The sequence below is a fragment of the Serratia sp. L9 genome, assembly GCF_050632285.1.
Classification (GTDB): domain Bacteria; phylum Pseudomonadota; class Gammaproteobacteria; order Enterobacterales; family Enterobacteriaceae; genus Chania.
In genome coordinates, this window is record NZ_CP192591.1 from 1,516,675 (window position 1) to 1,538,206 (window position 21,532).

The window sequence follows — 21,532 nt, forward strand, 5'->3', positions numbered from 1 at the left end:
GGCATGAAGAAAAACCGCGCTTTTTTAAAATGGGCTGGTGGAAAATACCCGCTGATAGATGAGATCCGTCGTCATTTGCCAGAGGGTGACTGCTTAATCGAACCCTTTGTGGGGGCAGGTTCAGTATTCCTGAACACTGATTATGACGCCTATATTCTCGCCGACATCAATAGCGATCTTATCAATTTGTATGACATCGTTAAGCTGCGCACGGATGATTTCGTGCGCGATGCCCGCATGCTTTTCACTGATGAATTTAATAATTCAGACCAGTTTTACCTGCTGCGCGAAGAGTTCAATAGCAGCGCCGACGCCTATCGGCGCGCACTGTTGTTCCTCTATCTGAACCGGCACTGCTATAACGGCCTGTGCCGCTATAATCTGCGTGGTGAGTTCAATGTCCCTTTTGGGCGTTATAAGAAGCCTTACTTTCCGGAAGAAGAATTGTACTGGTTTGCGGAAAAATCGCGCAATGCCACCTTTGTCTGTGAGCATTACCACGATACCATGGTGAAGGCAGTGCAAGGTGCGGTGGTCTATTGCGATCCGCCTTATGCCCCCCTTTCGGCTACGGCGAATTTTACTGCTTACCACACCAATAGCTTCAGCTTGGCCGATCAGCAGGGGTTGGCGCGGATTGCGCACCAACTGTCGGTAGAGAGCCAGGTGCCAGTATTGATTTCCAACCATGACACCGAACTGACGCGTGACTGGTATCAGCACGCTTCGCTGTATGTGGTGAAGGCTCGCCGCACCATCAGCCGGAATATTCTAGGCCGCAGTAAGGTGAATGAGCTTCTGGCTCTGTACCGCTAGGTGCGTCCCGGCGGGTATATACCCTATGAATTTCGAGTTGCAGCTAGGCACTCAGCTCACTCATCCCCTGGAGCTTACTTAAGTCGGTGACTGGGGTGAGTTCGTGCAGGTAACAACGCTGTAGCTTGAAAGACGACGGGTATAACAATTTGAACCCTACGTTTGGAGAAAGCGGATGAAAAAGTTTTTGATTGCCCCGTCCATTCTGTCGGCAGACTTTGCCCGGTTAGGCGAAGACACTGCCAAGGTGTTGGCCGCTGGCGCCGATGTGGTGCATTTTGACGTAATGGATAACCACTATGTGCCTAATCTGACCATCGGGCCAATGGTGTGCGAAGCGTTGCGAAATTATGGCATTACCGCGCCGATTGACGTCCATCTGATGGTAAAACCTGTTGATCGCATCGTGCCGGACTTTGCCAAAGCCGGGGCAACCTATATCTCTTTCCATCCCGAAGCTTCCGAACATGTCGACCGTACCATCCAACTGATCAAAGAGAACGGCTGCAAGGCAGGCCTGGTATTTAACCCGGCAACACCGTTGAGCTATCTCGATTATGTGATGGATAAAATCGACGTGATCCTGCTGATGTCAGTCAACCCTGGCTTTGGTGGGCAATCCTTTATCCACGGCACCTTAGACAAGCTGCGTCAGGTACGCCGGCTTATCGATGAAAGCGGCCGTGACATTCGCCTGGAAGTCGACGGCGGTGTCAAAGTGGACAACATTGCCGAGATCGCAGCCGCGGGCGCAGACATGTTCGTTGCGGGTTCTGCCATCTTCGGCAAGCCGGATTACCGGACCGTGATCGATGAAATGCGCAGTGAGTTGGCGAAGGTGAGCCGTGGCTGATTTCAGTGCTATCCGGGGCGTGGCCTTTGATCTGGACGGCACGCTGGTAGACAGTGCTCCAGGGTTAGCGGCGGCTATCGATCTGGCCTTGGCTGAAATGGGGTTGCCGCAGGCTGGTGAAGCGCTTGTCGGAACCTGGATTGGCAATGGCGCCGATGTGCTGGTGCAACGTGCTCTGCGTTGGGCGGAAGTGGATGCCACCGCAGAACATTGCCAGCAAGTACGCCAACGTTTTGACCATTTTTATGCACAAACCGTTGATAGCGGCAGCCGCCTGTTCCCCGAAGTGAAAGCCACCCTTGCCCGCCTGGCCGAACATGGCTACCCGATGGCGCTGGTCACCAATAAGCCGACGCCCTTTGTCGCCCCTTTGCTACAGGCACTTGGCATTATCGATTATTTCTCGCTGATTATTGGCGGTGATGATGTGGTGGAGAAAAAGCCGCATCCTGCTCCGCTGTATCTGGTATTCGGCAAACTTGGCTTGCGAGCCAATGAGGTGCTGTTCGTCGGTGATTCACGTAACGACATTCAGGCGGCGCAGGCGGCAGGTTGCCCGAGCGTTGGCCTGACTTACGGATATAACTACGGTGAAGCGATCGCCCTGAGCCATCCCGACCGCGTGTTGGAGCGCTTTGCCGATTTGTTGCCCGCTCTCGGGCTGTCATTTTTAGAGAATCAGGAATTTAAACATGAGTAAGCCCATCGTATTCAGCGGCGCGCAGCCATCTGGTGAACTGACCATTGGCAACTACATGGGGGCATTGCGCCAGTGGGTACAGTTGCAGGATGAGTTTGACTGCATCTACTGCATCGTTGATCTGCATGCCATCACCGTGCGCCAGGATGCGCAGAAACTGCGTAAGGCCACGCTGGATACGCTGGCGCTATACCTGGCCTGCGGTATCGATCCGGAAAAAAGCACCATTTTTGTTCAGTCCCATGTGCCTGAACATACGCAACTGAGCTGGGTGCTCAACTGCTACACCTATTTTGGCGAACTGAGCCGCATGACCCAGTTCAAAGACAAATCGTCGCGCTATGCGGAGAACATCAACGCCGGTCTGTTCAGCTACCCGGTGTTGATGGCGGCAGACATTCTGCTGTACCAGACCAATCAGGTGCCGGTAGGTGAAGACCAGAAGCAGCATCTGGAGCTGAGCCGTGACGTCGGCCAGCGTTTCAATGCGCTGTACGGTGACGTGTTCAAAGTGCCTGAGCCGTTTATTCCAAAATCTGGCGCGCGCGTGATGTCGCTGCAAGAACCGACCAAGAAGATGTCCAAGTCGGATGAAAACCGTAACAACGTGATCGGCCTGCTGGAAGATCCGAAAGCGGTGACCAAGAAAATCAAACGCGCGATGACCGACTCGCAAGAGCCACCCGTCATTCGTTACGACGTGGCGAACAAAGCGGGGGTTTCCAACCTGTTGGATATCCTCTCTGGTGTTACTGGCAAGAGCATTGCCCAGTTGGAGGCCGAGTTTGAGGGCCAGATGTATGGCCATCTGAAGGGCGCGGTGGCAGAAGCCGTTTCTGGCATGCTGGGCGAACTGCAGGAGCGTTATCACCGTTTCCGCAGTGATGAGGCTTTCCTGCAACAGGTTATGCGTGATGGTGCGGCGAAGGCCCGCGCCCGTGCGCAGGAAACCTTGGCGAAAGTGTATGAAGCCGTCGGCTTTGTGCCACACGCGTAACAGAGATACTGCGCAACAGCAAAAAGCGGCCTTTGGTCGCTTTTTGCTTATAGGCATTTTGAAACGCCGGTTTTTCGGGTAGCTGTGCAGGTATGGAATATAACTTCTGTTTTAATCCGTGTGGACAAAGGGGGTTTATACGCTAAGGCATTAACTGTCTACTTCCCGCCCGCACTCCCACCCTGCATTGCTGATAACGCGGGTATAAAGCCGATCTGAAAAGGAGTTCTCATGTTGATACCTGGAGTTGTGCTTGTTGCGGCAATAATGACCTTTTCCTCTATGGTGCAAGCCAATATGCGTGCGCCGATGCATATTTTACAAGCTCCCTCATTTTCTTTGTCCACCCCACCAGACCGCCAACTGACCGTGCAGAAAGAAAAACTGAATATTGATTGCGACTATCAGCGCTGCAAAGTTCAGGCGATTTATTACATTACGTCTGATAAACCAGCGGAGCTGGCGTTTGTTTTTGTTATGCCAGCCAACACGCCGGTTGAAGCGAGAGTCGCGGGGACGCTGCAACCCACGATCGTGACAGTAGATAAGAGCCATACCTGGAGATCACCGATCTGGGATCAGAGCGAACTCCCACTTTACCAGGCTGCTTTTAGCGGAAAAATCGCTGCGGGTAGCAATATCATCAATATTAAATACGATCAGCCGCTGATGATATTAGAGAGGTCCTACGGCTACTTTACTGACAGCCGCTCAATTGAGCAGTTTACTTACCAACTGGCCCCGCTGAAGGAATGGCATTTGGCTGACGATTTTTCTATTGCTGTCACGTTCTCCAGTCTGCGCAAGCGTCCGGAACGTGACGGGGGCTGGAGCCTGATGAAATCGCGAGCCATAAACTGTATGCAGCCGGGGCAGGTTGTGGAAAACGACAGCGACAATCTGAATCTGGCGTTTAAGTTGGGTAAACGTTTCCCTGATACGCTGGTTTGCCAGGTGGGTGATAGCGATCTGTTAGATAGCGCGGCCACAGCCTCGCCGGCACAGGCTACACAATAATGCGGCGTGCGGTGGTGTAGCGTTTCACCCAATAATCATTTTGCAGGCTGGAAATCATGACCCCTTTACTGGTTGAGGCATGAATAAACTGCGCATCACCAATGTAAACGCCGACATGACGCTCTGAAGATGCCATACGGAAGAAGACCAGGTCGCCAGGCCGCAGGTTGGCACGCATTGTGCCGACGCCGTGATTTATCTGTCGTGCCGTGGTTCTCGGCAGGCGCTCATTCAGCGTATCCGCGAAGGCGGTATGATAGATTTCCTGCATCAGCGACGAACAGTCGATGCCTTTTTCCGATGTCCCGCCAAGCTTGTATTTTACGCCTTCCCAACGGGCGAACTCGGCGAGGATTTTATCGCGCATTTCCTTTTCATCAGGCAAGGACGTTTTCGGGCTTACCGAACCCCCATCTCTGAAAGGAGAAGCGAATGCAGGGTTTACCAGCAGAATCATAAATAAAAGCAGGGCATAAGTAGCGAGAGATTTCAATTTCATAACAATAATAGAGATTAAATACTAAGCAAAAAGAGGGTGAAAAATAACCAGCTCGCTTTGGCAGATCAAGATCTAAATTGTTGGTGAATTGTTGATTATTTGTGGGATAAGCGGGTTTTTCATTGTACGTCAGTACGTTTTGTGACCTGCGCGCGGCGAGCCGACAGGTCAGTAACGGGCAACTGTTTAACTGACGTTTAAGTTCTTCGTCATGGGCTGGCGCGCCTGGTGGCAACGAATGGCACTGATTATTTTATCGCCAATTACGCCATTTTACTGCGTTCTGCCGAACCTTCACCGCTGGCAAACCAGTTCAGTTTGCTGCGCAGGTTGACTACGCTACCCACAATGATCAGGCTTGGGCTGGCGGCTTGTGCCGCTAATGCGCCTAACTGCTCCAGCTTACCTTCAATCACCCGCTGGCGGGTTGAGGTGCCGTTTTCAACCAGGGCGATGGGCATGGAGGCAGCCATACCATAGGCCATTAACTGCTTTTGGATCTCTGCTGCCTGGGTCAACCCCATATAGAACACCAGTGTCTGCTGCTGAGCGGCAAGCTGTGCCCAATCCAGCCCGCCATCGGCTTTGGCGTGGCCGGTGACCAGCCGCACGCTTTGGGCATGATCGCGGTGGGTAAGGGGGATGCCGCTATAGGCTGAACAGCCAGATGCCGCGGTGATCCCCGGAACCACCGAGAAGGGGATATCTGCTTCAGCCAGCGTTTCCAGTTCTTCGCCCCCACGGCCAAAGATAAAGGGATCGCCGCCTTTCAGCCTGACGACGCGCAAACCCCGTCTGGCCTGTGCTAGCAGGATTTGGTTGATTTGCTCCTGTGGGACGCAATGGTATCCGGCACGTTTACCAACAAAGATGCGTTCGGCATCGCGGCGCACCAACGCCATTACCTCATCAGAGACCAGGCGATCGTAAACCACAACGTCAGCCTGCTGGATCTGCTGCAGGCCTTTCAAAGTCAGTAACCCGGCATCCCCTGGCCCGGCACCGACCAATACCACCTCACCCTGTTCTTCAGGCCGATCGGCAAACAGCTGTTCGACCTGCTGGTCAGCCAGCACGCTGTCAGCGTTAGCCAGGGATTGTGCCAGCCTGTCGTGTGCGAACAACTTTTCCCAGAAGCGACGGCGCGCGCCGATATTGGCGAACTGCTGTTTCACCCGTTGGCGCAAAGAGCCAGCCAATTGAGCCAGTTGCCCAAGATGTTGGGGCAGGACTGCCTCGAGTTTTTCCCGCAGCAGGCGGGCCAGCACCGGCGCTTTCCCACCGGAGGAGACGGCAACCATAATCGGCGAACGATCGATGATCGAAGGCATGATAAAGCTGGCGCGTTTAGGGTCATCCACCACGTTGCAGAACACCCGCTGTTGATTGGCAAACTGATAGACCAGGGCGTTAACTTCCACGCTATCAGTGGCGGCAATGGCCAGCCATTTTTCTGCCAGCAGATCGGCCGAGAACTCACCGGCCACCAACGTCACCTGGCCAAGCTCGGCCCAGATATGGAATTGTGGAGTGAACTGGAGGGCATTGACCGTTAACCGTGCACCGGCATCCAACAGCAGGCGAGCTTTGCGCTCAGCGACTTCCCCACCCCCTACCAGCAGGCAGGCTTTTTGTTGCAGTTGGCAGAAAATCGGTAAGTAATCCATCGGCAATCCTTGGGGAAGTGGCTAACGGGGGATAACTCCCCCTGATTGATTATGCGGTTTGGCGATCAGCGGCTATCGCTGGCTGCGGGCGCTGTGCACGCGGCGTGGCATACCAGTAGCCGAGGCCCATCAAGACGGCACCGGACACCATGTTACCTAGCGTCACCCACAGCAGGTTATGGCCAATCCCGCTCAGGGTATAGGCTTCGCTGTGATGGCCGAACCAGGACAGGGCAAACAGCGTCATATTGGCAACGGAATGCTCATAGCCAGAAGCGATAAACGCCAGCAAGCACCACCAGATGGCAATAAATTTGGCGGCACCTTCAACGCGCAATGCCATCCAGATTGCCAGACAAACCAACCAGTTACACAGCACGCCTTTGAAGAACAGCACTTCTGCCGGGGCCGTGGTTTTTGCCAATGCCACGGTATGCACCAGGCTGGTATCCACCGGCAGCAAGCTGCCGCCGCCGTAATAATACATCAGCGCGACCAGCACTGAACCTACCAAATTACCCAACCAGGTTTGCGGCAATACGGCCCACATCTGGCTCTGTTTGATGGTACCCGCTTTTACGCCTAGCATCAGGAACATGGTGTGGCCGGTGAACAGTTCGGAACCCGCGATGATCACCAGCGTCAGCGCGATGCCGAAGGTGGCACCCATAACCAGCGGGCGGATAGAAGGATCGACCAGATTGCCAAGCGTGAAGATCAGGATGATGCCAAGGCCGACGTAGGCCCCGGCCATGGCTGAACTGATCCAAAAGCCAAGTGGGCTTTCTTTCGCCAGTTTGACGATGCGCGCCGCGTTGGCGGCACATTTGTTGATGGTGTCGGTGAACATGGATTTCCCTGGAAATTATACCCTCTGTCTTTCGGATCGAAGCGTTGTTAGCGGCACGAACTCACCCCAGTCACTTACCTGAGTAAGCGCCAGGGAACTCATTCGCCTGCTGCCTGGCTACAATCTGAAATCCATTGGGTAGCAGATAAAAGTGTTAGTGAGTTTTTAGAAACTATGACGTAGCAATAACTTAGTCCGTTCTGTCAGCCACCTGGACCCTACCGTCGACCACCCGGCAGGTGAAGCTGGCCACGGAGCGGCTCTCATCTTCCAGGCAGTGGCCATCGTACAGGCGGAAATGCTGTTTTTTCAGCGGGCTGGCGACCCACAGATCGCCCTGGTGCTCGGCGATCAGGCCACGAGAAAGCACGCTGGCCTGGGCAAAGGGGTCGATATTGCTGATGGCGAACAGTCGTTCATCGGCATAGGGGCGGAATACCGCCACCTGTTGGTTACCCACTCGCGCACATACGCCGGTACCGGGCAGGATATCTGCAAGCGGGCAAACGGTGATCCACTGGCTCATGCGTTGTTCTCCTCAGTTTCCAGCAGGGTGACGGGGATGCGCTCATCAGGGCGTGCAGGGCGATGTTGTTCACGTTCAGCGACAACCTGAACGTTAGGGTCACGTTGGCTGCTGTTGATAAAGTGGGCAAAGCGCACCTGCGATCCAGGATGCTCAACGGTTTCTTTCCATTCGCAGATCACTGTCTCACGCAGACGGGCGATTTCGGCTTCCAACTGGGCGTTGATCCCCAGTTTGTCGTCGATAATCACCTTGCGCAGATAATCGATGCCACCTTCCAGGCTTTCCAGCCAGACTGAAGTACGCTGCAATTTATCGCCGGTACGGATGTAGAACATCATGAAGCGATCGAGGTAACGCATCAGCGTTTCGCTATCAAGATCGGCCGCCAGCAGGTCTGCATGGCGTGGTTTCATGCCGCCGTTGCCGCAGACATAGAGGTTCCAGCCGTTTTCGGTAGCAATAATGCCCACGTCTTTCCCCTGGGCCTCGGCACATTCACGCGTACAGCCTGAGACGCCAAACTTCATCTTATGCGGGGTGCGGATACCCTTGTAACGGTGCTCAAGCTGAACCCCGAAGCCGACGCTATCGCCAACGCCATAGCGGCACCAGGTGCTGCCGACGCAGGTTTTCGCCATACGCAGTGCTTTGGCATAGGCGTGCCCGGTTTCGAAACCGGCAGCGATCAGTTTGCTCCAGATAGCAGGCAGATCGCCTTTTTGCGCCCCGAACATGCCGATACGCATTGAACCGGTCATTTTGGTGTACAGGTTATATTCTTTGGCGATCTGGCCAACGGCGATCAGTCCGTCCGGGGTAATTTCACCACCGGCAGAGCGAGGGATCACCGAATAGGTCCCGTCTTTCTGGATATTGCCCAGGAAGTTGTCGTTGGTGTCTTGCAGCGGCGTGTGCTGTGGTTTGAGGATATATTCGTTCCAGCAGGAAGCCAGTAGGGAACCCACGGTGGGTTTGCACACTTCGCAGCCGTAACCTTTGCCGTATTTCGCCAGCAGATCCTCGAAGGTTTTGATGCCTTCAACCCGGATCAGGTGGTAAAGCTCCTGGCGGGAATAGGCAAAGTGCTCGCACAGGTGATTGTTGACCTCAATGCCTTGCTTGCTCAGCTCCGCATTCAGCACCTGAGTAATCAGTGGAATACAGCCGCCGCAGCCGGTACCGGCCTTGGTTTCGTACTTGATGGCGGCCACGGTATGGCAACCCATACCTACCGCTTTGATGATATCGCCTTTGCTGACGTCAAAGCAGGAACAGATTTGTGCGATGTCTGGCAGTGAATCCACGCCGATCGCCGGTTTGTTGCCTGCATGGGCTGGCAGGATCAGGCTGTCCGGGTTTTCCGGCAGTTCGATATTATTCAGTGCAAGTTGCAGCAGATTGCCATAGTCGCTGGTATCGCCAACCAGCACTGCGCCGAGCAACGTTTTGTTGTCTGCGCTAACGACGAGGCGTTTATACACCTCTTTGCTTTCGTCCAGATAGACGTAACTACGGGCCCCTTCGGTGCGTGCGTGCGCATCGCCAATCCCGCCAACGTCAACGCCCAGCAGCTTCAATTTGGCGCTCATATCTGCACCCTGGAAGCTGTTTTCACGGTTTAGCAGATGATCGGCAGTAACCTGTGCCATCTTGTAGCCTGGGGCCACCAGGCCGAAGGTGCGCTGTTGCCAAGAGGCACATTCACCAATGGCGTAAACGTCCGGGTCGGAAGTCTGGCAACTGTCATTAATCGCAATACCGCCGCGAGGCGCCGTTGCCAACCCACATTGGTGAGCCAGTTTGTCCTGCGGACGGATGCCGGTGGAGAACACGATAAAATCGACTTCCAGCTCGCTGCCATCGGCAAAGTGCATGGTCTTGCGTGCGCTCTGTCCGCCGTTGAGGATCTCGGTGGTGTTTTTGCCGGTGTGGACTTTGACGCCCATACGTTCGATCTTGCGGCGTAACTGATCGCCTCCCATCGGATCGAGCTGTTCGGCCATCAACATCGGAGCAAATTCGATCACGTGGGTTTCAACACCCAGGCTTTTCAGCGCCCCGGCGGCTTCCAGGCCGAGCAGGCCACCGCCGACTACCGCACCGCGCTTGCTGCGACGGGCGCAGGATTCGATGGCATTCAGATCTTCAATAGTGCGATAAACAAAGCAGTCCTGGCTCTCAGAACCTTTGATGGGCGGGATCCACGGATAAGAACCTGTCGCCATGATCAGTTTGTCGTAATACACCGTGCGGCCGGTATTGGAATGGATCACCTTCTCTGCGCGGTTAATGGTAATCGCGCGTTCGCCTACCAGCACTTTCACCCCATGTTTTTCGTAAAAGCCTTCGCGGACCAGCGAAAGTTCTTCAGCGGTGTGGTGAGAGAAGTAGGAGGAGAGATGGACACGATCGTAGGCGATGCGCGGTTCTTCACAAAAGATGGTGATTTCAAACTGGTCTTTATCTGCTTTTTCCAGCAGGTCTTCGATAAAACGGTGGCCGACCATACCGTTACCGATGACAGCGAGTTGGACTCTGCTCATTATTGCCTCAAAAATTCTAATTTCCTGGGTGTACCTTATTCTTCCTTGAGGGCAGTTTATTGATGCAAATCAAGATAGGCCTTATATACCCAAAAGGTGGTATTCCCATGATTTATATCGTTATTTGTTAAGTTGCGGTTTTTATTCGACTTTAGCTGAATCGATACAGTCAATAAAAATTGTAACCATTGAGGAGTAGTGAGAGGGATGACAGCGAGCAGAGCTGTATGATGAATAAAACGGCGGACCTTGCAGAGGTGAAAATTGGCGAACAATCCGGTGAAGTTTATCGACAACCTGCGCTTGAGCGGGCATGAAGGATTATGGCAACTGGCCATTGAACAAGGGCGTATTGCGCATATCATTCCACAGCCTGAAGGGCTCGAGTGGCGCAGCGATGTTTTGGATGCCCAGGGTGGGTTGGCGCTGCCAGCCTTTGTTGAACCCCATATCCATCTGGATACCACGCAAACTGCCGGGCAACCCGCCTGGAACCAGTCTGGTACGTTGTTTGAAGGCATTGAGCGCTGGGCAGAGCGTAAGGCTCTGCTCACGCATCAAGATGTGAAGCAGCGTGCCTGGCAGACGTTGAAATGGCAGATTGCCAACGGGGTGCAGTATGTCCGTACCCACGTTGACGTTTCCGATCCTACGCTGACCGCCCTGCGCGCCATGCTGGAGGTTAAACAGGAGGTGGCCCCCTGGGTTACGCTGCAGATAGTTGCTTTCCCACAGGAAGGGATCCTGTCTTATCCCAATGGTGAAGCGCTGTTGGAAGAGGCTCTGCGGCTCGGTGCCGATGTGGTTGGGGCTATCCCGCATTTTGAATTCACCCGTGAATATGGTGTGGAGTCACTGCATAAAGCCTTTTCTCTGGCACAGCAGTACGATCGGCTGGTGGACGTACACTGTGATGAGATTGACGATGAGCAATCCCGCTTTGTTGAAACCGTGGCGGCGTTGGCACTGAAGCTGGGAATGGGGGCAAAAGTAACCGCCAGTCACACCACCGCGATGCATTCCTACAATGGTGCCTACACTTCGCGGTTGTTCCGGTTGCTGAAAATGTCTGGCATCAACTTTGTGGCCAATCCGTTGGTGAATATTCACCTGCAGGGGCGCTTCGATACTTACCCTAAACGGCGCGGTATTACGCGGGTGAAAGAGATGCTGGAGGCTGATATCAACGTCTGCTTCGGTCACGACGATGTGTTTGATCCCTGGTACCCTCTGGGTACCGCCAACATGCTGCAGGTACTGCATATGGGGCTGCACGTCTGCCAACTGATGGGGTACGGGCAGATTAATGACGGGCTGAACCTGATCACCACCCACAGTGCGCGCACCATGCATCTTGAGGATTATGGCTTGAGTGCGGGCAAGAGTGCCAATCTGGTGATCCTGCCGGCAGAAAGCGGTTTTGACGCGGTACGCCGCCAGACGCCGGTACGCTATTCAATTCGCAAGGGTGCGGTGATCGCCGCGACTCAGCCAGCGCAAACCACTTTATATCTGGAACAGGAAGAGCAGGTCGATTTCCGGCGTTAAGGATAAAAAAGGGTTCTGCGTTGGCAGAACCCTGATGCTTGAATTATTTAAACTTAATGCATTGCATGCCCGTGGCTGCGGTGCTTGGTGACAAAGCCGAGCAGCAGGCACATCACAAACACCGCCAGATACAGGCCGTTAGCCGTAGTCAGTGCGGCATGGGCACCGCCTTTGGCCACGATCGGGCCGGTAACCACGAAGGTGAGCATGGTGCCGATAGTGCCGCAGGTGAGGATAAAGTTAACCAGTTTTGGTGAGGAAACCTTGGTCTGCAGCGAACCCAGCGTGATCAGCGTGGTGTAAATAGCGCTGGAAACAAAGCCCAGAGCCATAATGTAATAGCTCAGGTGCTCCGGGTTATCGGTGCTGATAAACAGGTACATGGCGCCGGTTGCCAGAGCCGCCAGCACGGTAACGATGCGTTGCAGATCGAAGAAGCGCAGAACAAAGCTGAACACCCACATGCCAATCATGTATGAGGTCCAGAAATCGCTGACTACTTTGCCCGCCTGGCCAATATCCATGCCGAAGGATTTGGTGGCGTATTCTGGAACCCACTGGATAAAGCCCAGTTGGCCAAGGATGTAGCACAGGGCGGCGATGGCCAGGAACAGCACGCCGATGCCCCACTTCTCTTTCACCGCCGGCTCACCACTTTCAGCCCCTTTGTTACCCAGAACCGGGAAATCAGAGCACAGCGTAAGCACGAAGATGGCCAGATACAGCACCCCGATGCAGGCATAAACCCAGTACCAGCCAATGCTGCGTGCCAGCAGCATTGCGGCGATAATCGGGAAGATCATCCCGGCCATGCTGAAGAACGAGTCGGTAAACAACAGGCGTGAGCCGCGCTGACGGCCAGAGTACATATGGGTGATCAGGAAGGTACCAATCGACATGGTGATGCCGCTGACCACGCCAAGTACAAACATGCACAACGAGAACACCGTCAGGCTTTTGCCTACCATCAGCCCGGCGACTGCCAGCACCATCAGGATAAAGCCAAAGATCAACTGACGTTTCAGCGGGATGATTTCCATCAGCCAGGCGTTGAGGAAGATTGAAATCAAAATACCGGCATTAAGGAAAGTAAAGGTATTGCTCATGCTGGAAACCGGCAGATTAAAATATTCTGCAATGTTTCCCATCACCATCCCTGTGACGATAACTAATGCACCGGTCAGCGCATAAGAGAAGAAGCTGATCCACGTTAGCCGGATGCGGTTGCTGTCATTCATGTAATTAGCCTGATTATGTCAGTTGAGATTTATATCCTTGGTGCTTGAAGCTGCAGTCTGGCCGCAACTCCAATTACTTTGGCTATAGCACTGGTCTTAGGCCGCTGGCTTCTTCTGGTAAAAACAGAAAAAGATCCCGAGCAGGCCATCAGGAGGCGGATCCTAGCATAGACAACGGGAGTTTTTGTGACGGGTGTCGATTTTTTAATGCAATGAATGAAAGGCTGTGAAGTATTCCTGTGATCTAATGACTAATGGTCGCGACTGAATCACGGTGTACAATTGTTGGTTCAAACTTAACCGGCGGCGTGTGCGGGTCTATCAACAGGCGAGCCGCATATTGTGCCATCTCGGTGATCGGAAAATGGATGCTGGTTAGCGCGGGGCGGACAAAAGGCGCCCGTTCGCCACTGTCATAACAAATCAGTGAGATGTCCTGCGGTACGCGCAGATGTTGTTCATTTATGGCCAGCAGGGCACCAATGGCCATTTCCTCGTTGCAGCAATAGATGGCCGTTGGCAGTACTTTGCGGCGCAGTAACCGATCGGCACACTGATAGCCGCTTTCCAAGTCGTACACCCCTTCCGGGCAGTCCAGCGGTTGCAGGTTGGCGGCCTGCATTGCGCTGAGAAAACCTTGCAGGCGTAACTGGCTGGAGGCGCGCTGCGCCGGGCCGCTGATACAGGCAATGCGCCGATGGCCAGCGTTGATCAGGTATTGGGTGGCGATCTGGCTGGCATAGACGTGATCGAAGGTGACGCAGCGATCTTCCAGGCCGGGCACCTGGCGGTCCAACAGCACGAAGTGGCGTGATTCTGCGGCCAACTGACGTAACCGTTCGTCGCTGAGGCAGCGAACATGCAGGATCACCCCGTCACAACGCAGGCTGAACAGGCGCTGGATCGCCAGCAGTTCGTTTTCGGCGCTATTACGGCCTTGGGTCACCAGAAGTTGCTTACCGTGTGATTCTGCTTCGGTTTGCACAAAGTCCATCAGCGCACCAAAAAAACCACCGCGATAAGAGGTCGTCACCAAGCCCAGGGTATTACTGTGGCTCGAGGCCAAGGCTCTGGCTGCCGGGTTAGGGGTATAGCCCAGTTCGGCTACCGCCCGTTCGACTTTCTCGCGGGTGAGGGCTTTAACGTTGCTGTCGCCATTTACCACGCGTGACACAGTTGCGCGGGATACTCCGGCTATCGCTGCAACATCTTCCAGAGTCACCATTTTTCCGGCTCCTGATTAACGGGGTTATCCCTTTCGCTTTTCAGATTGTAGACAGAAAGACGGGGAAAGATAAGAGGGATCCGGCGCACCGGATCCCGGATTGGTCGCTATTAATGAAACTGTGGCAGATAGGCTTGATTCACCTTAATCACTTCGTCGAGCAGCGGGTGGGCAATCTTGGCATTGGCGACCAATGGATTGGTGACCAGCGCCAGCAGACCACTGCGGCGGTCGCCATGGACAGCGGCCTCTATCGTCAGGCGCTCATAAGCTTTCACCTGCTGGGTCAGGGCATGCATCTCTTCTGGCAGTTGACCAAAGGCCAGAGGATGAGCTCCCTGCGCATCGACAATGCAGTTAGTTTCTATCACAGCATCGTCTGGTAAACCGCGAATAGCGCCACGGTTTGCGGTATTCACCACTAATTGCGTGCCAAGATTGTTATGAATGGCGCGGATCAGCTCCAATGCGACCTCAGAATAGAAGGAACCGCCCCGGAAGCTGAGCTGCTCAGGTTTGCTGTCGAGATGGGGGTCAGCATACAGTTCGAACAGTTCCTTCTCGACTTTCATCACCTGTTCGGCGCGGGTTCCGCGCTCGGCCGCGGCGGCCACTTCTTCTTCCAGCATCTCTTTGGTCTGGTAGAAATAGCGGTGGTATGGGCATGGGATTGCCCCAACGGCGCGCAGGAACTCGGGCGGCCAGGGTTCTTCTTTGATGTTGTTCATGGTCAGTGTCGCACCGTCGCACAGCATGTCGATCACCTTGCCAGTCACGTCGTTACCGTTTTGCAGCACCTGGTGTACCCACACCATGTGGTTCAGCCCGGCGAACTGTAACTGCACCTCGTCATAAGGGGCTTTCAGCATGTTGGCGATCATGTGATGCATGCTGATAGGCACGTTGCACAGGCCGATGATTTTTGCCTTGGTGTGGCGGGAGATGGCTTCGGTAACGATGCCTGCCGGGTTGGTAAAGTTGATGATCCAGGCCTCTGGCGCCAGTTGCTCTACCTTGCGCGCAATATTCAGCATCACCGGAATAGTGCGCAATGCCTTGGCAAAGCCGCCAACGCCAGTGGTTTCCTGGCCGATCAGATGGTACTTCAGGCCCAGACGTTCATCGGCAGCCCGAGCAGGTAACTGCCCAACACGGAGTTGGGTCAGTACGAAGCTGGCCCCGCGAATCGCCTCGTCCAGTTCAAAATGTATGCTGACTTTCACCTGTTCCAACCCGTTACGGGCCAGCATACGTTTGGTCAGGGCGGCAATAATCTCCACCTTTTCGCGGCCTGGTTCAACATCGACCAACGCCAGTTCGGTCACCGGCAGCGCTTCAATACGCTGGATCAACCCTTCCACCAGTTCCGGCGTGTAGCTGCTGCCGCCGCCAATGATGGCGATTTTTAATGAGCTCATGAGTGGGCCTCCAGTTGCGCCTGACGGCGATAAAGTTCAATCATGTCATCGGCCAGATCCTGAATGACCATGGCGTTCATCAGGTGATCCTGAGCGTGGACGGTAATCAGGGTGATGGTCAGTTTGCCGCCACCTTCGTCCATGCCAATCAGTTGGGTTTGAATATGGTGAGCATGCTTCACCGCTTGCTTTGATTCGGCCATATGCTCGGCAGAGGCGGTGAAATCACCGGCTCGGGCCTGTTGCAATGCCATCAGTGCGCTGCTGCGGGCACTACCGGCGAAAACCAGTAGCTCCATGATGGTGCTTTCAAAATCCTGGCTGACTTCAGCCATCAGCTCAGTCACGTCTTTTCTCCCGTTACTGCGCAGCGGCGGCGTTGGCAGCTTCACGTTCTGCTTCTGCCTGCTCATGTTCCTGCGCCAATAATTGTTTTTCATACACTTTGAAGAACGGTAGCCAGATCGCCAGGTCAATGGCCATCAAGACCAGCACCAGCACGGCGGCACGGATGTCCCAAGAGGCGGAGATCATCGCCCCCAGCGGCGCCGGTGCGGTCCAGGGTGCCAGGGCCACCATTTTCTCCACCAGATCCCAGTGCAGGGCAAAGTAAGCCAGGGTAGCGTTGACCATCGGCACAACAATCAACGGGATAAACAGGGTGGGGTTCATCACGACTGGCGAGCCGAATAGCAGCGGTTCGTTGATGTTGAAGGCGGCTGGCACCACGCTCAGCTTGCCAATGGTGCGCAAGTGGATGGATCGACTGCGTAGATAGAGGAACGCCAGCACCAGCGTAGATCCCGAACCGCCGATACAGACATAGAACGACCAGAACGGTGCGGTGAGCGTTTGCGTCATGACGTCACCCTGGGCTACCAGGGCGGCGTTGGTAGCAAGGTTGGCCATAAAGATCGGGTTCAACAGGCCGGTAACGATATTGTCACCGTGAATACCGGCAAACCACAGCAGGTTGGCGATCAGCACCGCCAACAGGATGGCCGGCAGCGTATCGCCAACGGAGATCAGCGGCTGGAACACCTGCATGATGGCTGCAGGCAGCAGCAGTTGGAATTCGCTTTGCATCAGGATGCTGATGGGGTAGACCGTCAGCAGGATGCCCACCACCGGGTACAACAGCTCGAACGAACGGGCAATAGCGGGTGGAACCTGCTCCGGCATGCGGATGGTAATGTTGTATTTTTTCAGCAGGCGGATCAGTTCAACCGACCAGATGGCGCAGATCAAGGCGGTAAATACCCCTTGGCCGCCCAGGAAATCGAGGGACATCTTGTTATCAATCTGCGGCGCTGCGGCCAGCAGAAACGCCATCAGCGACAGCAACCCGGCGGTCAGAGCATCCAAACCGTAGTGTTTTGCCAGGCTGTAGGCGGTACCAACAGAGACGAACACGCTCATCAGGCCCATGGTCATAAAGAACGGCATGGTGATGGTGTCCCAGTGTTTTTTGGCGAACCCGATCCAGGCCTGCCCGAAGCTGGATGTTGTCGTCGCGTCAAACGGTGGGTTGGCGATGATCAACATGATACTGCCGACGATCAGAAACGGCATGGCGCTGATAAAGCCATCGCGAATGGCGATGATATGGCGCTGGCTGCCGATACGGCCAGCCAAGGGGGCGATATGGCTTTCCACCACGCGCATCAGGGAAGCGTATAGGCTCATGGTTTTCTCCGCAGAGTCAGGCTATCAGGCTGAGGGCTTTGTCTAATACCTTGTCACCGCGCAGGGTGCCGTAATCCATCATGTCGATGACGGCAACCTGGAGGCCATGCGGCTCGGCGAGTTTACTAAAGCGTGTCAGTTCATACTTCACCTGTGGCCCCAACAGCACCACACTGGCGCTGGTCAGTTGGGCTTCAAAATCTGCAGCGGGCACCGCCACGATTTCAATGGCCAGCTCGCGTTTTTGCGCTTCGGTTTGCATGCGCTTGACCAGCATGCTGGTGGACATTCCCGCGGCACAGCACAGCACAATCTTTTTCATTATTGCTCTCCAGTATTGTTAGGGTGGTCAGTGCAAAATGAGAGCGCTCTCATTTGGTAAATGTAACGAGATTGTAGAACCAAACCGGGATTTGTATCGCAAAAAATGATGAAAGGGATAAACGGGTAAATATTGCGTGATCGGCTTGGCAAAAATGGATGTGGCGATCATACTGTCGGCAGGAACAAGCTGGCCGTATTCAGAAATGTCCGCAATTAAGTAAATATAGGTAAATGGCTGGCGCTACCGGATGCAGCTCTTTAGAATTGGAGCGCTTTTCCGTTGTTTGTCTCTCAGAGAAAGGACCCGTTCATGTTCAAACGTACTTTAGTGACCTTCGTTGCGCTGTGTTCCCTGACAGCAATGGCACCCGTTGCATTGGCAGCCGGTGAAACACACGTCATGCTGACTACCTCGGCAGGGAATATCGAATTAGCGCTCGACAGCCAGAAGGCACCAGTCTCCACCAAGAACTTTATTGACTACGTGAACAGCGGTTACTACAACAACACCGTTTTCCACCGCGTGATCCCGGGCTTTATGGTGCAGGGCGGCGGCTTTACTGCAGACATGCAGCAGAAAACCACCAATGCAGCGATTAAAAACGAGGCCGACAATGGCCTGCGTAACCTGCGTGGCACTATTTCCATGGCGCGTACCGCGGATAAAGACAGCGCAACCAGCCAGTTCTTCCTGAACGTGGCAGACAATGCCTTCCTCGATCACGGCCAGCGTGACTTTGGCTATGCGGTGTTTGGCAAGGTCGTAAAAGGTATGGATGTGGTAGACAAAATGTCCCAGGTGCCGACCGGTAACGTGGGCCCTTACCAGAATGTACCAAGCAAACCGATCGTGATCCTGTCAGCGAAAGTGCTGCCATAAAGCGATTGAGTCCAGCCCCTGCACGGGGCTGGCCTGTTTTATCCTCTTTGAAGCTTTGCCTGCATCACTGTTTTTTTCCGCCTCGCATGATTTAATTGCCCACCTTAACCCCTATGGATTTCAAGCGTAGCTTGAAAGACGACGGGTATATAACCAGACCGGGTATCCGGCACTAATCTTTGCCCCTGCCGTTCAGGAAGAGCTGCTGTTATGTACGAATTTAACCAGGTTTTACTGCTGTTACAGCAGATGTGCGTTTATCTCGTTATCGCCTATCTATTAAGCAAGACGCCGCTGTTTATCCCGCTGATGCAGGTGACCATCCGCCTGCCGCACAAGCTACTGTGTTATGTCATCTTCTCGGTATTCTGCATTATGGGCACTTATTTTGGCCTGCATATTCAGGATTCTATTGCCAATACCCGCGCTATTGGTGCCGTATTGGGCGGGCTGCTGGGTGGGCCTTCCGTCGGGTTTCTGGTGGGGCTGACCGGCGGATTGCATCGCTATACGCTGGGTGGGATGACCGACGTTGCCTGTGCCATCTCCACGGTAACCGAAGGATTGGTGGGCGGGATTGTGCACAGCATTGCCATGCGGCGTGGGCGTATCGATCTGCTATTCAATCCTCTGTTTGTCGCGGGCGTGGCGTTAGCCGCCGAAGTATTGCAGATGGCCATTATTCTGCTGGTTGCGCGCCCGTTCCCGGAAGCGGTGCTGCTGGTGGAGCATATTGCCCTGCCGATGATGATCGCCAATACGGTCGGTGCCGCCATGTTTATGCAGATCCTGTTGGACAGGCGGGCAATGTTCGAAAAATACACCAGCGCCTTTTCTTCCAAGGCCTTGAAGATCGCTGAACGTACCGAAGGTATTCTGCGCCAAGGGTTCGATCAGGAAAACAGTATGAAGGTGGCGCGGGTGATTTATCAGGAATTGGGTATTGGTGCCGTGGCGATCACCGACCGTGACAAGCTGCTGGCCTTTATCGGCATTGGCGACGATCACCACCTGCCTGGCACGCCAATCTCCTCGGTGCATTCCCACCGGGCCATCGATAATAACGAAGTGGTGTATGCCGACGGTAATGAGCTGTCTTACTGTTGTTCCATTCATGCCAATTGTAAACTGGGGTCGACGCTGGTGATCCCGCTGCGCGGCGAGAACCAACGGGTCATCGGTACCATCAAATTGTACGAACCCAAAACCAAACTGTTCAGCACCATCAACCGTACCCTCGGCGAAGGGATTGCCAGCCTGCTGTCGGCGCAGATTATGGCCGGGCAATATGAGCGTCACAAACAGTTGCTGGCACAATCAGAAATCAAGCTGCTGCATGCTCAGGTCAATCCACACTTCCTGTTCAATGCCCTCAATACTCTGGTGGCGGTGATCCGGCGCGATGGCGATCGCGCCTGTGAGCTGGTGCAGTATCTCTCCACTTTCTTCCGTAAAAACCTGAAACGCTCCGATGATGAAGTGAGCCTGGCGGACGAGATTGAGCATGTGAACGCTTATCTGCAAATTGAAAAGGCACGCTTTGCCGATCGGCTGGAGATTACGGTTTCGCTGCCGGAAGAGCTGCTGGCGGTGCGGTTGCCCGCTTTCTCGCTGCAACCTATTGTTGAAAATGCCATCAAGCATGGGACTTCGCATTTGCTGGGGATTGGCCGTGTCGATATTGGTGCCAGGTTGGAGGGCAATCATTTGCTGTTACAGGTTACGGATAATGCCGGGCTATTCAGCCAGCAGGTTGGCGGCAGCGGATTGGGCATGAACCTGGTAGACCGGCGCATCCGCGTGCGTTATGGCGATGATTATGGTGTGCAAGTGGCCTGCGAACCGGAGGCATTTACCTGTATCACCCTTCACGTGCCGTTGGCGAGGGCCGCCTGATGTTGAGCGTAATGATTGTTGACGATGAGCCTTCGGCCCGCGATAACCTACGCCATCTGCTGGAAGCGGAGGAAGGGATCACCATTATTGGTGAATGTGCCAATGCGATTGAGGCCATTAGCCAAATTCATAGCCTGCAGCCGGACGTGGTATTTCTGGATATCCAGATGCCACGCATCAGCGGCTTGGAAATGGTCGGTATGCTCGATCCCAACCGCATGCCCTACATCGTGTTCCTGACCGCCTATGACGAATACGCAGTGCAGGCCTTTGAAGAGCATGCTTTCGATTACCTGCTGAAACCGGCAGAACCCACTCGACTGAATAAAACCCTACAGCGTCTGCACCAGCGCCGCGCGCCGCAGAACATTGCGGCATTGGAAGAAAGTGCTGGATACCTCAAGTACATCCCTTGCACTGGTCACAGCCGTATTTATCTGCTGCGCTTTGATGAGGTGATAGCCATTCGTTCGCGGTCCACCGGCGTTTATGTCGTGCGAAATGACGGAATGGAGTGCTTCACCGAACTGACGCTACGCACCCTGGAAAGCCGCACTCCTTTGGTGCGCTGCCATCGGCAATATCTGGTTAATCTTGAACAGGTAATAGAGATCCGTTTTGAAGAGAGCGGCGCGGCAGAAATGATCATGCCGGTGGGCGAGCCGGTGCCAGTTAGCCGCCGTTATCTGAAATCATTGAAAGAAGAGCTGGGGTTACGCGGGTAATTTTCAGCTCGGCAGTGTGGCATCAGGGCACCCTGGCAATGTCCTTTTTGTTGGCCCTTGACGGGGTTACATCTCGCTTATAGCTTTATGACATCAACGGGCGCTTTTGCGTCGCATAGGG

At 54.3% G+C, this 21,532-nt stretch carries 20 protein-coding genes; 9 read left to right on the forward strand and 11 right to left on the reverse strand.

Annotated features, from left to right (window positions below; all coding sequences use genetic code 11):
• The first annotated feature begins 3 nt into the window (after positions 1–3).
• The 5 genes from dam (at position 4) to ACQ86O_RS07070 (ending at position 4,383) form a co-directional block, all read left to right on the forward strand.
• Positions 4–816: an adenine-specific DNA-methyltransferase gene (gene dam / locus ACQ86O_RS07050; RefSeq protein WP_431224656.1), complete on the forward strand. Its 813-nt coding sequence runs from the start codon at positions 4–6 to the stop codon at positions 814–816.
• 175 nt (positions 817–991) lie between these two features.
• Positions 992–1,669, forward strand: coding sequence for a ribulose-phosphate 3-epimerase (rpe, locus tag ACQ86O_RS07055; protein ID WP_431224657.1), 678 nt, complete (start codon positions 992–994; stop codon positions 1,667–1,669).
• Positions 1,662–2,369, forward strand: coding sequence for a phosphoglycolate phosphatase (locus ACQ86O_RS07060; protein WP_431224658.1), 708 nt, complete (start codon positions 1,662–1,664; stop codon positions 2,367–2,369). Before rpe ends, ACQ86O_RS07060 begins: the two co-directional genes overlap by 8 nt.
• The gene (trpS, locus tag ACQ86O_RS07065) at positions 2,362–3,366 is read left to right on the forward strand and encodes a tryptophan--tRNA ligase (protein ID WP_431224659.1); all 1,005 of its coding nucleotides are present in this window, start codon (positions 2,362–2,364) and stop codon (positions 3,364–3,366) included. The genes ACQ86O_RS07060 and trpS overlap by 8 nt, the downstream gene beginning before the upstream one ends.
• 231 nt (positions 3,367–3,597) lie before the next feature.
• Positions 3,598–4,383 (forward strand): hypothetical protein, encoded by a 786-nt coding sequence (locus tag ACQ86O_RS07070; RefSeq protein WP_431224660.1) that lies wholly within the window; start codon positions 3,598–3,600, stop codon positions 4,381–4,383.
• Here ACQ86O_RS07070 and ACQ86O_RS07075 read toward each other — a convergent pair.
• From ACQ86O_RS07075 to nirB, 5 genes are all read right to left on the reverse strand, one after another.
• Positions 4,373–4,750, reverse strand: a complete 378-nt coding sequence (locus ACQ86O_RS07075) for an NlpC/P60 family protein (protein ID WP_431224661.1) — start codon at positions 4,748–4,750, stop codon at positions 4,373–4,375. The two genes, ACQ86O_RS07070 and ACQ86O_RS07075, sit on opposite strands and share 11 nt — an antisense overlap.
• A 395-nt stretch (positions 4,751–5,145) precedes the next feature.
• Complete coding sequence (gene cysG / locus ACQ86O_RS07080) at positions 5,146–6,549, reverse strand: siroheme synthase CysG (protein ID WP_431224662.1); 1,404 nt, start codon at positions 6,547–6,549, stop codon at positions 5,146–5,148.
• Positions 6,550–6,598: 49 nt separating this feature from the next.
• On the reverse strand, positions 6,599–7,399 hold the full coding sequence (gene nirC / locus ACQ86O_RS07085; RefSeq protein WP_431224663.1) for a nitrite transporter NirC: 801 nt from the start codon (positions 7,397–7,399) through the stop codon (positions 6,599–6,601).
• Between the two features lie 190 nt (positions 7,400–7,589).
• Entirely contained in the window at positions 7,590–7,925 is a 336-nt protein-coding gene (gene nirD, locus ACQ86O_RS07090) for a nitrite reductase small subunit NirD (RefSeq protein WP_431224664.1), read from the reverse strand.
• Positions 7,922–10,471, reverse strand: a complete 2,550-nt coding sequence (gene nirB / locus ACQ86O_RS07095) for a nitrite reductase large subunit NirB (protein ID WP_431224665.1) — start codon at positions 10,469–10,471, stop codon at positions 7,922–7,924. Before nirB ends, nirD begins: the two co-directional genes overlap by 4 nt.
• Before the next feature lie 279 nt (positions 10,472–10,750).
• On the opposite strand from nirB, the gene ACQ86O_RS07100 reads away from it, so the two are divergent.
• Positions 10,751–12,019, forward strand: a complete 1,269-nt coding sequence (locus ACQ86O_RS07100; protein ID WP_431225673.1) for a cytosine deaminase — start codon at positions 10,751–10,753, stop codon at positions 12,017–12,019.
• Between the two features lie 53 nt (positions 12,020–12,072).
• Here the strand turns inward: ACQ86O_RS07100 and tsgA are convergent, their stop codons facing one another.
• From tsgA to ACQ86O_RS07130, 6 genes are all read right to left on the reverse strand, one after another.
• Positions 12,073–13,257 (reverse strand): MFS transporter TsgA, encoded by a 1,185-nt coding sequence (gene tsgA, locus ACQ86O_RS07105; protein ID WP_431224666.1) that lies wholly within the window; start codon positions 13,255–13,257, stop codon positions 12,073–12,075.
• Between the two features lie 244 nt (positions 13,258–13,501).
• Positions 13,502–14,482 (reverse strand): LacI family DNA-binding transcriptional regulator, encoded by a 981-nt coding sequence (locus tag ACQ86O_RS07110; RefSeq protein WP_431224667.1) that lies wholly within the window; start codon positions 14,480–14,482, stop codon positions 13,502–13,504.
• Positions 14,483–14,592: 110 nt separating this feature from the next.
• Positions 14,593–15,900, reverse strand: a complete 1,308-nt coding sequence (locus ACQ86O_RS07115) for a 6-phospho-beta-glucosidase (protein ID WP_431224668.1) — start codon at positions 15,898–15,900, stop codon at positions 14,593–14,595.
• Positions 15,897–16,235, reverse strand: coding sequence for a PTS lactose/cellobiose transporter subunit IIA (locus ACQ86O_RS07120; protein ID WP_431225674.1), 339 nt, complete (start codon positions 16,233–16,235; stop codon positions 15,897–15,899). Before ACQ86O_RS07120 ends, ACQ86O_RS07115 begins: the two co-directional genes overlap by 4 nt.
• A 25-nt stretch (positions 16,236–16,260) precedes the next feature.
• Complete coding sequence (locus tag ACQ86O_RS07125) at positions 16,261–17,586, reverse strand: PTS sugar transporter subunit IIC (protein ID WP_431224669.1); 1,326 nt, start codon at positions 17,584–17,586, stop codon at positions 16,261–16,263.
• A 16-nt stretch (positions 17,587–17,602) separates the two neighbouring features.
• Entirely contained in the window at positions 17,603–17,908 is a 306-nt protein-coding gene (locus ACQ86O_RS07130) for a PTS sugar transporter subunit IIB (RefSeq protein WP_431224670.1), read from the reverse strand.
• A 312-nt stretch (positions 17,909–18,220) separates the two neighbouring features.
• On the opposite strand from ACQ86O_RS07130, the gene ppiA reads away from it, so the two are divergent.
• The 3 genes from ppiA (at position 18,221) to btsR (ending at position 21,411) form a co-directional block, all read left to right on the forward strand.
• A complete protein-coding gene (ppiA, locus tag ACQ86O_RS07135) occupies positions 18,221–18,790 on the forward strand; it encodes a peptidylprolyl isomerase A (protein ID WP_431224671.1) in 570 nt (189 codons plus the stop codon).
• 210 nt (positions 18,791–19,000) lie between these two features.
• Positions 19,001–20,686, forward strand: coding sequence for a LytS/YhcK type 5TM receptor domain-containing protein (locus ACQ86O_RS07140; protein WP_431224672.1), 1,686 nt, complete (start codon positions 19,001–19,003; stop codon positions 20,684–20,686).
• Positions 20,686–21,411 (forward strand): two-component system response regulator BtsR, encoded by a 726-nt coding sequence (btsR, locus tag ACQ86O_RS07145; RefSeq protein ID WP_431224673.1) that lies wholly within the window; start codon positions 20,686–20,688, stop codon positions 21,409–21,411. Before ACQ86O_RS07140 ends, btsR begins: the two co-directional genes overlap by 1 nt.
• Positions 21,412–21,532: the final 121 nt, after the last annotated feature.

Bases quoted from the DNA above. Each gene is read 5' to 3' on its own strand.
- rpe (WP_431224657.1), top strand. From the start codon at position 992: ATGAAAAAGTTTTTGATTGCCCCGTCCATTCTGTCGGCAGACTTTGCC.
- ACQ86O_RS07140 (WP_431224672.1), top strand. From the start codon at position 19,001: ATGTACGAATTTAACCAGGTTTTACTGCTGTTACAGCAGATGTGCGTT.
- nirC (WP_431224663.1), bottom strand. From the start codon at position 7,399: ATGTTCACCGACACCATCAACAAATGTGCCGCCAACGCGGCGCGCATC.
- ppiA (WP_431224671.1), top strand. From the start codon at position 18,221: ATGTTCAAACGTACTTTAGTGACCTTCGTTGCGCTGTGTTCCCTGACA.
- cysG (WP_431224662.1), bottom strand. From the start codon at position 6,549: ATGGATTACTTACCGATTTTCTGCCAACTGCAACAAAAAGCCTGCCTG.
- ACQ86O_RS07070 (WP_431224660.1), top strand. From the start codon at position 3,598: ATGTTGATACCTGGAGTTGTGCTTGTTGCGGCAATAATGACCTTTTCC.
- nirB (WP_431224665.1), bottom strand. From the start codon at position 10,471: ATGAGCAGAGTCCAACTCGCTGTCATCGGTAACGGTATGGTCGGCCAC.
- ACQ86O_RS07110 (WP_431224667.1), bottom strand. From the start codon at position 14,482: ATGGTGACTCTGGAAGATGTTGCAGCGATAGCCGGAGTATCCCGCGCA.
- ACQ86O_RS07125 (WP_431224669.1), bottom strand. From the start codon at position 17,586: ATGAGCCTATACGCTTCCCTGATGCGCGTGGTGGAAAGCCATATCGCC.
- tsgA (WP_431224666.1), bottom strand. From the start codon at position 13,257: ATGAATGACAGCAACCGCATCCGGCTAACGTGGATCAGCTTCTTCTCT.
- dam (WP_431224656.1), top strand. From the start codon at position 4: ATGAAGAAAAACCGCGCTTTTTTAAAATGGGCTGGTGGAAAATACCCG.
- ACQ86O_RS07115 (WP_431224668.1), bottom strand. From the start codon at position 15,900: ATGAGCTCATTAAAAATCGCCATCATTGGCGGCGGCAGCAGCTACACG.
- ACQ86O_RS07130 (WP_431224670.1), bottom strand. From the start codon at position 17,908: ATGAAAAAGATTGTGCTGTGCTGTGCCGCGGGAATGTCCACCAGCATG.
- ACQ86O_RS07075 (WP_431224661.1), bottom strand. From the start codon at position 4,750: ATGCGCGATAAAATCCTCGCCGAGTTCGCCCGTTGGGAAGGCGTAAAA.
- btsR (WP_431224673.1), top strand. From the start codon at position 20,686: ATGTTGAGCGTAATGATTGTTGACGATGAGCCTTCGGCCCGCGATAAC.
- ACQ86O_RS07120 (WP_431225674.1), bottom strand. From the start codon at position 16,235: ATGGCTGAAGTCAGCCAGGATTTTGAAAGCACCATCATGGAGCTACTG.
- trpS (WP_431224659.1), top strand. From the start codon at position 2,362: ATGAGTAAGCCCATCGTATTCAGCGGCGCGCAGCCATCTGGTGAACTG.
- nirD (WP_431224664.1), bottom strand. From the start codon at position 7,925: ATGAGCCAGTGGATCACCGTTTGCCCGCTTGCAGATATCCTGCCCGGT.